Origin of the sequence: Dermacoccus sp. Ellin185 (genome assembly GCF_000152185.1) — a bacterium.
In the GTDB taxonomy this organism is placed as follows: domain Bacteria; phylum Actinomycetota; class Actinomycetes; order Actinomycetales; family Dermatophilaceae; genus Dermacoccus; species Dermacoccus nishinomiyaensis.
The window spans coordinates 24645-38118 of record NZ_AEIQ01000037.1; the positions used below are offsets into that span (position 1 = coordinate 24645).

The 13474-nt window shown below is 69.8% G+C and carries 12 protein-coding genes; 1 reads left to right on the forward strand and 11 read right to left on the reverse strand.

All coding sequences use genetic code 11. The features are described from left to right. Positions 1-55: 55 nt before the first annotated feature. The 3 genes from HMPREF0321_RS02365 to HMPREF0321_RS02375 all read right to left on the reverse strand — a co-directional run bounded on the left by HMPREF0321_RS02365 (position 56) and on the right by HMPREF0321_RS02375 (position 3347). Entirely contained in the window at positions 56-649 is a 594-nt protein-coding gene (locus tag HMPREF0321_RS02365) for an HAD family hydrolase (protein ID WP_006943900.1), read from the reverse strand. 143 nt (positions 650-792) lie between these two features. Beyond that, positions 793-2628, reverse strand: a complete 1836-nt coding sequence (gene aspS, locus HMPREF0321_RS02370) for an aspartate--tRNA ligase (RefSeq protein ID WP_040014329.1) — start codon at positions 2626-2628, stop codon at positions 793-795. Between the two features lie 284 nt (positions 2629-2912). Continuing rightward, on the reverse strand, positions 2913-3347 hold the full coding sequence (locus HMPREF0321_RS02375; RefSeq protein ID WP_006943881.1) for a YchJ family protein: 435 nt from the start codon (positions 3345-3347) through the stop codon (positions 2913-2915). A gap of 74 nt (positions 3348-3421) precedes the next feature. Between HMPREF0321_RS02375 and HMPREF0321_RS02380 the strand changes: the two genes are divergently transcribed. Further along, positions 3422-4402, forward strand: coding sequence for an asparaginase (locus HMPREF0321_RS02380; RefSeq protein ID WP_006943902.1), 981 nt, complete (start codon positions 3422-3424; stop codon positions 4400-4402). A 4-nt stretch (positions 4403-4406) separates the two neighbouring features. On the opposite strand, the gene HMPREF0321_RS02385 is transcribed toward HMPREF0321_RS02380, so the two are convergent. From HMPREF0321_RS02385 to HMPREF0321_RS02420, 8 genes are all read right to left on the reverse strand, one after another. Next, positions 4407-5081, reverse strand: coding sequence for an NUDIX hydrolase (locus tag HMPREF0321_RS02385; RefSeq protein ID WP_006943875.1), 675 nt, complete (start codon positions 5079-5081; stop codon positions 4407-4409). A gap of 153 nt (positions 5082-5234) precedes the next feature. Continuing rightward, positions 5235-6872 carry a CTP synthase gene (locus tag HMPREF0321_RS02390; RefSeq protein WP_038568537.1) on the reverse strand — a complete coding sequence of 546 codons (1638 nt, stop codon included), beginning with the start codon at positions 6870-6872 and terminating at the stop codon, positions 5235-5237. A 79-nt stretch (positions 6873-6951) separates the two neighbouring features. Beyond that, on the reverse strand, positions 6952-8703 hold the full coding sequence (gene recN / locus HMPREF0321_RS02395; protein WP_006943904.1) for a DNA repair protein RecN: 1752 nt from the start codon (positions 8701-8703) through the stop codon (positions 6952-6954). 58 nt (positions 8704-8761) lie between these two features. Further along, positions 8762-9670 (reverse strand): NAD kinase, encoded by a 909-nt coding sequence (locus tag HMPREF0321_RS02400; RefSeq protein WP_006943868.1) that lies wholly within the window; start codon positions 9668-9670, stop codon positions 8762-8764. After that, a complete protein-coding gene (locus HMPREF0321_RS02405) occupies positions 9670-10488 on the reverse strand; it encodes a TlyA family RNA methyltransferase (RefSeq protein ID WP_006943890.1) in 819 nt (272 codons plus the stop codon). The genes HMPREF0321_RS02400 and HMPREF0321_RS02405 overlap by 1 nt, the downstream gene beginning before the upstream one ends. Beyond that, entirely contained in the window at positions 10485-10724 is a 240-nt protein-coding gene (locus HMPREF0321_RS02410; RefSeq protein ID WP_139023528.1) for a hypothetical protein, read from the reverse strand. Before HMPREF0321_RS02410 ends, HMPREF0321_RS02405 begins: the two co-directional genes overlap by 4 nt. A gap of 53 nt (positions 10725-10777) precedes the next feature. Further along, positions 10778-11743 carry an HAD-IIA family hydrolase gene (locus HMPREF0321_RS02415; protein ID WP_006943874.1) on the reverse strand — a complete coding sequence of 322 codons (966 nt, stop codon included), beginning with the start codon at positions 11741-11743 and terminating at the stop codon, positions 10778-10780. Beyond that, positions 11736-12560, reverse strand: a complete 825-nt coding sequence (locus HMPREF0321_RS02420; protein ID WP_139023529.1) for a lipopolysaccharide assembly protein LapB — start codon at positions 12558-12560, stop codon at positions 11736-11738. Before HMPREF0321_RS02420 ends, HMPREF0321_RS02415 begins: the two co-directional genes overlap by 8 nt. Positions 12561-13474: the final 914 nt, after the last annotated feature.

Genomic DNA, 13474 nt, shown 5'->3' on the forward strand with positions numbered 1-13474 from the left:
TCCCCCGCGAATCGCGTCCCCCTTTGCGAATCCCGTCCCCAACGGCGATTTGCGGTCACATTCGAACACCGGCGCCCTCGAGCATCCGGCGCATGCCGGCCGCGCCGCTGCTGGGGTCATGCAGATGTGCCCGGATGCCGCAGGACGTCGCCGCCGCGACGTTGCGGGCCGAATCGTCGACGAACACGATCTGACCCGCCGGGACGTCCAGCCGGTCGATGATCGACGCGAAGAACGCCTCGGCCGGTTTGCACGCGCCGAGCTCGCAGGAATAGAACTCCTCGTCGAACACTCCGGCGTAGCGGCGGCGCATGAGGTCACGGCGCACGTCCTGCTGGTTGGTTGCGAGATGCACGCCGTACCCGGCACGTCTGACCTTGGCGACGACGGCCATCGCCTCTTCGTCGATGTCGAAACGCGACCACAGCTGCAGCGCGTCATCGGGATCGAGCGCGACCCCGTGCTCCTCGGCCGCGGCGACGAGGCAGTCACGCATCCTCGCCTCGCCCCGCATGGCGGGCAGTTCGCGGGCGAACACGACGGACGCGAAGCCCTCGCCACCGATCGCGTCGAGCGCACCCACCCAGCCGTGACGCGCGTGCTGCAGCACACCGTCGGCATCGAACAGGACGGTAGCCGTATCACGCATGTGGCGACCCTACGGCTGAAAGGGGCAAGCCCTGAAACCGTTGTCGGGCCCAGCACCCCCGGCGCGTCGCGCAGAATCGGTCGAGCCCCTGACGTCATGCGACGTCAGGGGCTCGACCCGTTGATCGGTCGCCGATCAGCCGATCACGACTTGTTGGGCGACACCTCGGCCGGAGCGGCGGGCGATGCGGCGTCCGCAGAAGCCTCACTCTTGACCTGAGGCTTGGCGTCCACACCCGCCTCCTTGCGCTGCTGAGCGGAGATCGGGGCGGGCGCGGCCGTCAGCGGGTCATAGCCGCCGCCGCTCTTCGGGAACGCGATGACGTCGCGGATCGAGTCGGTGCCCGCGAGCAGCGAGACGATGCGGTCCCAGCCGAACGCGATGCCGCCGTGCGGGGGCGCACCGAAGCTGAACGCCTCGAGGAGGAAGCCGAACTTCTCCTGCGCGTCCTCCTCGCTCAGACCCATGACCTTGAAGACGCGCTCCTGCAGGTCCTTGCGGTGGATACGAATCGAGCCACCGCCGATCTCGTTGCCGTTGCACACCATGTCGTACGCGTACGCGAGCGCCTCGCCTGGTTCGGTGTCGAACGTGTCGACGTACTCGGCCTTCGGCATCGTGAACGCGTGGTGCACGGCCGTCCACGTACCGGAGCCGACGGCGACGTCCCCCGAGGCGACAGCGTCGGCGGCAGGCTCGAACAGCGGCGCGTCGACGACCCACAGGAAGCTCCACGCGTTCTCGTCGATGAGGTCGCAGCGCTTGCCGATCTCCAGACGCGCTGCGCCGAGCAGCGCGCGCGACGCCTTCGTCGCACCCGCGGCGAAGAAGATGCAGTCGCCGGGCTTCGCACCGACGTGGCCGGCGAGGCCCGCCACCTCGGTCTCGGTGAGGTTCTTGGCCACCGGGCCGGTGAGCGAGCCGTCCTCCTGGACGAGGACGTACGCAAGGCCCTTCGCGCCGCGCTGCTTCGCCCACTCCTGCCACGCGTCGAGCTGACGACGGGGCTGCGACGCACCACCCGGCATGACGACGGCGCCGACGTATTCGGCCTGGAACACGCGGAACGTCGTGTCCCTGAAGAACTCCGTGCACTCGACGAGCTCGTTGCCGAAGCGCAGGTCGGGCTTGTCCGAGCCGTACTTCGCCATCGCGTCGGCGTACGTCATGCGCGGGAACGGCGTCGGCAGGTCGACGCCGATCGTCGCCCACACGGCCTTCGCGATCTGCTCACCGAGCTCGATGACGTCGTCCTGCTCGACGAAGCTCATCTCGATGTCGAGCTGCGTGAACTCGGGCTGACGGTCGGCGCGGAAGTCCTCGTCGCGGTAGCAGCGCGCGATCTGGTAGTAGCGTTCCATCCCGGCGACCATGAGCAGCTGCTTGAACAGTTGCGGGCTCTGCGGCAGCGCGTACCAGCTGCCCGGCGCGAGACGAGCGGGGACGAGGAAGTCGCGAGCGCCCTCGGGCGTCGAACGCGTCAGCGTCGGCGTCTCGATCTCGACGAAGTCGCGCTCGTTGAGCACGGCGCGCGCAGCCTGGCTCACCTTCGAGCGCAGACGGATCGCGTCGCCCTGGTCCTTGCGACGTAGGTCGAGGTAGCGGTACTTGAGGCGCGCCTCCTCGCCGACGGTGATGCGCTCGTCGATCTGGAACGGCAGCGGCGCCGCCTCGGAGAGCACCTCGATCTCGTTCGCGACGACGTCGACCTCACCTGTCGGCAGGTTCGGGTTGACGTCCTTCGGCTCGCGCGCGGCGACCTCACCCGTCACCTTGATGCAGTATTCGGAGCGCAGACCGTGCGCGGCGCCAGTCAGCACCTCGTCGCGTGCGACGACCTGGACGACGCCCGAGGCGTCACGCAGGTCGACGAAGGCGACACCGCCGTGGTCGCGACGCTTGGCCACCCAACCCGTCAGGGTGACGGTGTCACCGACGTCGGCTGCGCGAAGGGTTCCGGCTTCATGGGTTCGAAGCATGATGTTCCTCTCGATTCGTTCCATGCGGCGACGCGTCGATCGGACGATGCTCGACCGGGCGCCCCACGTGGGAGCAGCCCGGGAGGTGTGGGCGGGGGCCAGGTCGCGGTGCCACCACACCTTCGCCGAAAGATCTTCGGCCTCTCGTCGGTGACGCCGGACGCGCGGTCCGCCGCAGAACACGCCCGTCACGGGCGATGCTCGGGCGGGGTGTCAGGCCGCCACGGCGTACCTGCTCATTCTAGGTGATGCCGCGTGTGCGACGCGCCCGTGTTTTTCGCGGCTCAGTCGAGCTCGTCCCCATCGACGTAGAACCAGCGGCCGGCGCGGCGTTCGAAGCGCGAGTGCTCTCGCAGCACCCCGCGACGGCCGTCGTCGGCGAGGTAGGACGCCTCGAAGGTGACGGTGCCGCGCGTATCGGCCTCGTTCATGCCGCCGTCACCCGTGTCGAGCACCCGCAGGGCCAGCCACGTCACGCCGTCGAGGTCGCCGACCTGAGCCGGGCGCGTGCGCGGATGCCAGGTGCGCCAGAGGTGGTCGGCGTCACGTAGCACGAACGCCGTGTAGCGCGAGCGCATGAGCGCTTCGGGCGTCGGCGCGAGCACGCCGTCGAGGACGAGCGGGCCGCAGCATTCGCGCAACGAGCGCCCGGGAACCCAGGCGCAGGGGCACTCAGCGTCCGGGCCGGGTCGCACGCTTGGGTCGGCCGCAGCAGGCATGGGTCTCCTCGGTGACGGGCTCGCGCAGCGATCGGCGCGCGGCGGTTCGTTGGCACGACGATAACCTGTGCGCCATGACGAAGCGGATCGCGATGTACTTCCTCGGCGGAACCATCTCCATGTCCTCCGGTGACGGCGCCGGAGTGCGCCCCACGCTCGGCGCCGACGACCTCATCGCCGCTGTCCCCGGCCTCGACGCAGCTGACGTCGACCTCACCGGCGAGACGATCGCGCGCGAACAGAGCGGTTCGCTCACCCCGGCGCACCTGCTCGAGGTGCTGCAGCGCGCGAGTGCCTCCGACGCCGACGGGTTCGTCCTCGTCCAGGGCACCGATACGCTCGAGGAGAGCGCCTACCTGCTCGACCTGCTCTGGGACGACGGGCGCGCGTTCGCCGTCACGGGCGCGATGCGCAACCCGACGATGGCCGGGGCCGACGGAGCCGCCAACATGCTCGCCGCGATCCGCGTCGCCGCGAGCGACGCCGCGCGTGGGCTGGGCGTCGTCGCCGTGTTCGCCGATGAGATCCACGCGGCGCGCTCGGTGACGAAGGGCGACACGTCGTCGCTCACGACGTTCGTCTCCCCCGACTGCGGCCCGATCGGGCGCGTCCTCGAAGCTCATACCCACCTCTTCCACCGCCCCGCGCGACTGCCGGCCCTCCCCCGGCCTGACGCCGTCGACGCCGAGGTGCCCGTCCTGACGGTGGCACTCGGGCAGTCCCCGCGGGCGCTCGACGCCGTGAGCGCGGGCGCCGACGCGCTCGTCATCGCCGGCCTCGGAGCCGGGCACGTGCCCGGGTGGTGGGCCGAGAGCGTCGGACACATCGCGGCCCGCATTCCCGTCATCATGACAAGCCGGACGTTCTCGGGCCCGGCGCTCGTCGAGACGTACGGTGCGGTCGGCGCGGAGGTCGACCTCCAGCGCCGCGGCGTCGTCATGGGTGGCTACCTGCGCGCCACGCAGGTGCGACTGCTCGTCATGACGATGCTGGCCACCGGGGCCTCACGCGAGAGCATCGCCGCCGAGGTGCGCCGCCGCGGCGGCTACCGCTGACCCGCTACTGCTTCGGAGCGAAGGCCGGGTGCACCGACCACGGGGTGTCGGGGGCGCGCAACGGCGCCCAGCCCGCGTCGCGCGCCGCGCGAGCCGCGAGGCATGACATGAGCAGCGTCGGGTTGTGGAGGCGCCCCGCGAGCGCTGCGTCGACGACGTCGTCGAGGCGAGCCCAGCCGGTCGGCATGTCGAGTTCTTCCTCCTCGCGCTCGAACCGGTCATCCTCCGACACGTCGGTGAGGTCGCGGGCGAGGAAGACGCGAAGCTGCTCCGAGAGCCCGCCCGGTGACGAGGCGTAGTCGATGAGCAGGTCGAGGCGTCCGGCGCGCAGGTCGGCCTCTTCGTAGAGCTCACGCAGCGCCGCCTCGTGCGGCGGCTCGCCGTCGACGTCGAGCAGCCCCGCCGGGATCTCCCACTCCTGCGCACCGATGGGGTGCCGGTACTGGCGAATGACGAGCACCTCCTCAGCGCCGGGTTCGCCGCGCATCGCGAGGACGGCGACGGCGCCCGGGTGGCGGACGAAGTCACGGGTGACGCGTCCGGCATCGCCGAGATCGGCTTCCTCCTGGACGACGTCCCAGACCCGTCCCTCGTAGACGACGTCGCTGCGCACGACGGGCGCGGGGGTGTAGTCGTCGACGAGTTGACTGGGGGTGATCGTGGGGTGGATGGAAGTCATGCCACCGATCCTGACACACCGGACTGGCACCCGGCCCCACCCGGCCGCTACGTCGCAGGCCGACGTCCCAGGAAACGACGAGGAGGGCGGCGCCGTCTCCGGCATCGCCCTCCTCGATTCATGACACGCGGCCCGAACAGCGGCCGCACGTCGTCACTTGCTCGGTCGCTCCAGCGCGGCCTCGACGAGCCCCGCGAACAGCGGGTGCGCACGGTGCGGTCGCGACTTGAACTCCGGATGAGCCTGCGTCGAGACGTAGTACGGGTGAACGTCCTTCGGCAGTTCGACGAACTCGACGAGCCCGAGCTCGGGGTGCGTACCCGAGACGACGAGGCCAGCGTCGGTGACCTGCTCGAGGTAGTCATTGTTCACCTCGTAGCGGTGACGGTGACGCTCGCTCACCTCCGTCGTGCCGTAGGCGTTCGCCACGACCGAGCCGTCGAGCAGCTTCGCCGGGTAGGCGCCGAGGCGCATCGTGCCGCCGAGGTCGCCGGCGCCCTCGACGAACGACTTCTGCTCCTCCATCGTCGCGATGACGGGGTGTGACGTCTCGGGGTCGAACTCGGAGCTCGACGCGTCAGCGATGCCCGCGACGTTGCGCGCGTACTCGATGACCATGCACTGCAGGCCGAGGCAGATGCCGAGCGTCGGCACCTTGTTCTCACGGGCCCACTTCAGCGCGCCGAGCTTGCCCTCGATGCCGCGCACGCCGAACCCGCCGGGCACGAGCACCGCGTCGACACCCGACAGCGCCTTCTTCGCGCCCGCGTCGCTCGTGCAGGTGTCGGAGGCGACCCAGCGGATCTTCACCTTCGTGTCGTGATGGAAACCGCCGGCGCGCATCGCCTCGGTGATCGACAGGTAGGCGTCGGGCAGGTCGATGTACTTGCCGACGAGGGCGATCTCGACCTCGTGCGCCGGACGGTGGACGTGGTCGAGGAGCTTGTCCCACTGGGCCCAGTCGACGTCACGGAACGGCAGGCCAAGGCGGCGGATGACGTACGCGTCGAGCCCCTCAGAGTGCAGCACGCGCGGGATGTCGTAGATGCTCGGCGCGTCGACGGCGGCCGCGACGGCCTCGGAGTCGACGTCGCACATGAGCGAGATCTTGCGCTTGATCGGCTCGGGGATCTCGCGATCGGCGCGCAGGATGAGCCCGTCGGGCTGGATGCCGACCTGACGCAGTGCAGCGACGGAGTGCTGCGTAGGCTTCGTCTTCAGCTCACCGCTGGGGCCGATGTACGGCACGAGCGAGACGTGGAGGAAGAAGACGTTGTCGCGGCCCACGTTGTGGCGCACCTGGCGTGCGGCCTCGAGGAACGGCAAGGACTCGATGTCGCCGACCGTGCCACCGATCTCGGTGATGATGATGTCGGGTGCGTCGTCACCGTTCGCCTCGGCGCGCATGCGCTCGACGATCTCGTTCGTGATGTGCGGGATGACCTGCACCGTGTCACCCAGGTATTCCCCGCGGCGCTCGCGGGCGATGACGTCGGAGTACACCTGGCCGGTCGTGACGTTGGCGCGCCCGTGCAGGTTGACGTCGAGGAATCGCTCGTAGTGACCGATGTCAAGGTCGGTCTCCGCGCCGTCTTCGGTGACGAACACCTCACCGTGCTGGAACGGGTTCATCGTCCCCGGGTCGACGTTCAAGTAGGGGTCGAGCTTCTGCATCGTAACGCGCAGGCCGCGCGAACGCAGCAAACGGCCGAGACTGGATGCCGAAAGGCCCTTTCCGAGGGAGGAGGCCACGCCTCCGGTGACAAAAATATGCTTCGTCGTCTGATCCACCACGGAATGCCAGCCTACTTCATCGAGAGGTGTTCGGGCGACAGGGTTGCCGCACGATGGATGTGAACCGAGAGAACGCTCAGGCGCTCGCCTTCTGTGACGCGCCGGCGGCCGTCAGCAGCGATTCGGCGTGCTCGCGCGCGACCGCGCTTGTCGTGTCGCCACCCAGCATGCGCGCGATCTCGGTGACGCGCGCGTCACCCGTGACGGCGGCGACGCCGCTCTCGGTGACGGCGCCGTCATGCGATTTGTGGACGACGAGGTGGTTGTCGGCGTACGCCGCGACCTGCGCGAGGTGCGTCACGACGATGACCTGTGCGCTCTGCGCGAGCCGCGCCAGGCGCGCGCCGATGTCGTGCGCCGCCTCGCCCCCGACGCCGGCGTCCACCTCGTCGAACACGAACGTGGGCACGCTGCCCGTCGACGTCACCACCTCGAGGGCGAGCATGACGCGCGACAGCTCACCACCGGAGGCGGCCTTCGTCACCGGCTTCGGATCCATGCCGCGGTTGGCCGACAGCAGGATCGTGACGTCGTCGATGCCGTGCTCCGAGGGTTTGACGAGGCGCCCGTCGGGCAGTTCGAGGCCCTTGTCGGCTTCGGCGATCGAGACCTCGACGACGAGGCGAGCCGAGCCCATCGCGAGGTGATGCAGCTCCTGCGTGACAGCCTCACCCAGTCGCTCGGCCGCGGATCGACGCAGATCGTGCAGCGCGAGAGCATCAACCCCGACCTTCGGCGTGAGCCCCGCGATCTCGGCGTCGATCGCGGCGATGCGATCGTCCGAGCCGGCGAGCTCCTGAGCCTCACGCCCGGCCTGCTCACGCCACGTGAGCACGTCGTCGAGTTCGGGCCCGTACGCCTTGAGCAGCTGGGTGATGGCGGCGCGCCGCTGATGCACCTCCTGCAACCGCTGCGGATCCATGTCGATGGCCGCCGCGTACTGCGCGACGTCGGCGGCGAGGTCGGCCGTGAGCGTCTGCACCTCCCGCAACCGCTCGATGAACGGTGCGAGGTCGGCGTCCAGCGTCACACCCGACTCGAGCCCACTGCGCGCAGCAGCCATGAGCGCCAGCGCATTCGGCTCGTCGGGCGACAACTCGTCGCCGGCCATCGCCGCACCCGCACCACGCGAGGCGGCCAGGAGATCCTCGGCATGCGTGAGCCGCTCGCTCTCCGCCGCGAGTTCGACGTCCTCACCCTCGAGCGGCTCGATCTCGTCGATGCGCGCGATCCCGGCCTCGAGCATCGTGAGCCGCTGCGCGCGCTCCTGCGCCTTGAGCGTCAACTCGCGCCGCTCGGCCCGCAGCGCCTTCAGCCTCACGTACCCGTCGCGGTAGCGCTGCGCCAACTCGGAGAGTTCGGGGCCTGCGAACGCGTCGAGGATCTGACGGTGTTCCTCCGGCTGCTTGAGCCGCCATTGGTCGGCCTGCCCGTGCACCGCGACCAGCTCATGCCCGATGCGCGCCAGCACGCCTGCGGGGACACTGCGCCCGGCCACCTGCGCACGCGAACGCCCCGTCGCGGCCACCGAGCGGCTGAGGATCACCTCGTCGCCCGCCTCCACGTCGAACTCATCGGCCAGCGCGGCCGCGCTCACGTGCTCGCCCGGCACGTCGAGGAACCCCTCGACGAGCGCCGACTTCTCCCCCGTGCGCACCCGATCGGCGTCAGCACGCTCACCGAGCAGCAGCCCGAGACCGCTGACGACCATCGTCTTGCCCGCGCCCGTCTCGCCCGTGACCACGTTGAGCCCCGGGCTGAGTTCGAGCGTCGCGTCGGCGATGACACCCATGTTGCGAATCCGGATTTCCCTCAGCACGCTTCCCACCCTACGGGCACGACGCGACGAATGGTGATTCGAACACGCTTACGAACAGATCAACTTTTCAGTGCGCGCGTCGCATGCCGCGCCAGCCCTCGACCGGCAGGTCGAACTTGCGCACGAGACGATCGGTGAAAGGCGCCGTGCTCAAACGTGCCAGCGTCACGGGCTTGTCGCTCGCGTGCACCTCGACCCGGGCTCCGTCGGGCAGGTCGAACGGGCGTCGCCCGTCACACCACAACACGGCGCGCCCTTGCGCACCAGGCACGAGTTCGACGGCGAGCTGCGCGCGCGGCCCCAGCACGAGCGGGCGCGCGAACAGCGCGTGCGCCGAGATCGGCACGAGGAGAATGGCCTCGGTGTCCGGCCACACGACCGGTCCTCCCGCGCTGAAGGCATAGGCCGTCGACCCCGTCGGCGTCGCGATGACGACGCCGTCAGCGCCCCAGGACGCGAGGGGACGGCCGTCGATCTCGACGGTCAGTTCGAGCATGCGCTCTCGTGCGGCCTTCTCGATGCTCGCCTCGTTGAGCGCCCACCCGCGGTGCAGTTCCACCTCACCGCGCCCGTCGGTCGCGACGACCTCGAGCGTCGCGCGGGTCTCGACGATCCACGAGCGCTCACGCACGCAGGCGACGATCCGCTCGACATCCTCCTTCTCCGCCTCGGCGAGAAACCCGACGTGGCCGAGATTGATGCCGAGCAGCGGCACCCCGCAGTCGCGCGACAGTTCGGCGGCGCGCAGGATCGTGCCGTCGCCGCCCAGGACGACGGCGAGCTCGCACGCCACCCCGGCTTCCTCCGGGGCGACGGTGACGACGCCGGGTCGCTGCACGATCCCGAAGGCCGCCAACTCGTCAGCAATGCCCGCGACCTCGATACCGGCGGCCGTCAGCCCGTCGACGAGCCGCTCGGCGACCTCGTAGGCCTCGGGCCGGCGCGGATGGCCGATGAGCAGGACACGGCGGTTCATCACTCGCTCCTTCGCGTGAGGTCGCGGATTCGCTGGTCGACGGAGGCTTCGTCCAGGGCGCCGCCGACCGCGGCGCGACGCAACAAGACGAGGTATTCGTGGTTGCCGTGGCTGCCCACCATCGGGCTCCACTCGAGACCGTGCACGGCGAGGCCGAGGTCGCACGCGCACCCGAGCACCTTGTCGATGCTCTCGCGACGCTGCTCGACTGACGTCACGACGCCCGTCCTGCCCAGTCTCTCGCGTCCGACCTCGAACTGCGGCTTGATGAGCGCGATGAGATCACCGTCGTCGGCGAGCAGAAAGGCCATGTGGGGCAGGGCCAGCGTCAGTGAGATGAACGACAGATCGCTGACGACGAGTGCGAACGGTGAGCCGTCGAGCTGCGTCGCGCTCACGACGTCGCGGACGTTGACGCCCTCGAGATCGGTGACGCGCGGGTCGCTCTTGACCGGTTCGGCGAGCTGGCCGTGCCCGACGTCGAGAGCGACGACGTGAGCCGCCCCCCGTTCGAGCAGCACCTGCGTGAACCCACCGGTCGAGGCCCCGACGTCGATGGCGTGTGCCCCCGCGACGCGGGTCGCGACACCGGGAAAGGCCTCGAACGCGGCGAGGAGCTTGTGTGCGGCACGGCCCACGTAGTGGTCGAGGTCGCCCTCGATCTCGACGTTCTGCGTGTCGCTCACCTTGGTCGACGCCTTCGCCTCGGCCTTGCCGTCGACAAGCACTCTCCCCGCGTCGAGCAGCTCCTTCGCCTGGGCGCGAGAACGCACGAGGCCGCGCGCCACGAGGGCGGCGTCGAGTCGCACACCACTCACGCCTGGGCCTGTTCGAGGCGTCGCTGCAAGCTCTCATGGACGTCGTGTGCACGAGCGATGACGTCGGCGGCGTCGACGTCGGGCCCACAGCTTTCCGACCCGCTGTCATTCGACGCACTGCCGACCGACCCATTGCTGCCCGTCGACTCGCCGGCCATCGCATCGACGCTCTCGCGCAGGCGGCTCACGGCATCGTCCAGCTCTGTGTCACCGACCGGGCCGTCCCCGGCGATCACACGACGGCCCCCGGCCCGCTGGGCGAGCTCACCCGGGCTGGGCACCCCGACGCTCATGACCCGCACGCCTGACGCATCTCGCGCGCCGCGTCCTCGGCGGAGAGGTCTCCCGCATCGACGCGCTCCCACAGGGACGTCAGCAGACCGCGCACGCGAGCGATGCTCGCCCCCGCGTCGCATTCCCCGGCAGTCTCGACCTCGTACGGCTGCGTCAAGCCGCGCAGATCCGCGAGCACGTACGTCGGGCGACGCTCCTTCGGTGCCGCGGCTGCGTCCGCGAGGCCGTGAACACCGGTGAGCACGAGCACGCTGTCGTACCCGCCGCGGGTCGCGCCTTCGATATCCGTCTCGAGCCGGTCGCCGACAGCAAGGACGCGCGACGCGTCGGCCGCGCCGATGCGCTCACTCGCCATGTCGTACATGACGGGCATGGGCTTGCCGGCCACTTCGGGATCGACCGCCACCGCATTGCGGACGGCCTGGACGAGCGAGCCGTTGCCGGGTGCGATCCCTTTCTCGGTCGGCAAGGTCAGGTCAGTGTTCGTCGCGACCCAGCGCGCACCACCGTTGACGGCGTGCGCTGCGGCCGCGAGGTCCGTCGCACGGACATCCGGCCCGTAGCCCTGGACGACGGCATCGATGTCGCCGGTACCTGCACCTGCATCGTCGTCGCCGACGCAGACGAAACCGGCCTCCCTCAGCGCTCGGGCGACGCCCTCCCCGCCGATCGGCAGGACGATACGCACCTGCGCGCCACTCTCGCGCAGCACGTGCGCTGCCGCCATCGACGAGTTGACGACGTCCTCGTCGCCCAGAAGCAGCCCGAGCTCACGCAGATGCGCCGCGACGGCCGACGGGGGACGCGAAGCGTTGTTCGTCGCGTAGACGACACGCGTCCCATGCTCGCGCGTGCTCTGGAGGCTCGCGATGGCATGCGGGATGGCGTCGGGCCCTGCGTAAACGACGCCGTCGAGGTCGCAGACGATGCCGTCGTACCGGTCGAGCAGGCCTTCAGTCACGGGAGTCCTGTTCCCCGACCGACGCTGACGGTTCGTTCGGCGGTACCGCGCCGAACGCGCTCAGGTCGAGATCGGCGAGACGCGGGTCGACGTCCTGCTCGTCCTCCGGCGCGAGGTCGGTCAGCTCGAAGCCGTCGATCTGATCGATGCGGTCGGCGGCGTCCGTCTCGCCATCACGGTCAGCCGCGTCAGCCTTGACGAACCACGCCCGCGCTTCCTCCTGCTCACCCAGGTCGAGCAACGCGTCAGCATACGCATAGAACAGACGAGCGGCCCACGGCTGCGTCGTCGCCTTCTGCAGGGCGGGAATGCGCAATCCGACGACGGCAGCTCGCGACTGTCCCATGTCGCGGCGCACGCCGGAGACGACGATGGCCAACTCGATGTTGTCCGCCTCAGAGAGGCGTTGCGCTTCCGGAGAGTTCGCCAGCTCAAGGGCCCGCTCGTAGCGCCCCAGGCCACGCTCGCAGTCGACCATGTACGGCAGCAGGTGGTCGGAGCCGGACAGCCGACGCGCGGTCCGGAACTCACGCAGCGCCTCGGCGAACTCGCCCGTACGGTAGAGCACCAGACCGAGCGCCTCGCGCGCTGCCGGAACCCGGCCGGCCCGGCTCACGGCGTGCTGCGCGTGGTCGAGCGCCTTCTCCGGGTTCTCGTCCACCAGTTCGGCGGCAGCGACGAGGTGCTTGGCGACGCCCTCGGCGTTCTCCTTGCTCAGGGTACGCAGCTGCTGACGCACCGCCTTGTCGAGCTCATAACCCGTGATGTCCTCCGGCAGCACCGGCTCCGGCTTGCGACGGGGACGCTCGTCCCCCACGGCCTTCGCGTCCCAGCTGCGCGGGCCACGAATCGACGACTGCTCGTCCGACCAGCCGGCACCGCGGTCCCCCCGGCCGGTGAACCCGCCACGGTTGTCGCTGCGGACATCCTGACGGAAACCGCCACCCCGCTCGTCACGACGATCCGAACCGCGTCCGTAACCGCCACGCTCATCACGCCCGGACGAGCGACGCTCGTCCCGGCCACGGTCATCACGACGGAAACCCCCACGATCCTCACGACCCCGCTCGTCCTCCCGACGCGGTCTGCCATAGCTGCGGTCGTCCCGCCCACGGTCGTCCCGACGGAACCCCCCACGATCGTCACGGCTGCGCTCATCACGACGGAACCCCCCACGATCGTCACGACCGAAGGAACGGCGATCGTCACGACCCCGCTCGTCGTCCCGACGCGGGCCACCGTAGCCACGCTCATCGCGACGGAAACCTCCACGGTCGTCACGGCGGTCGCCGCCCCGTCCATGGCTGCTTCGCTCGTCGCGACCTGACGAGCGACGATCGTCGCGTTCGAACCGACCCCGCTGCTCACGGGAACCCCTGTCGTCACGAGCCGGGCGAGGCTCGCCGGAGGCCGCCCCAAGACCTCCCTGCGACCAGCGCGAACTGCGTTCGCGACGCTCTGGCGTGTTCTCGGTGTTCTCGTCAGGCATGTCTTCCTCTTCTCAGGACGGGCAATAGACATCGTGGCACGAGGGCGGCGCCTCGGGCGAGCCGGCACCCATTACTACGACCGAGCGAGGGCATCGATCACGGCTGCCCAGCCAGGGCACACATGAAAGAAGGGCCCTTGATCCGAGAACAGCTAGGTTCCGAGCCACCTATCGGGGGCTTCGAGGAACACGACGTTCATCAGATCAAGGACCCTTCTGTTGAAGAAGTCCGGCGGTGTCCT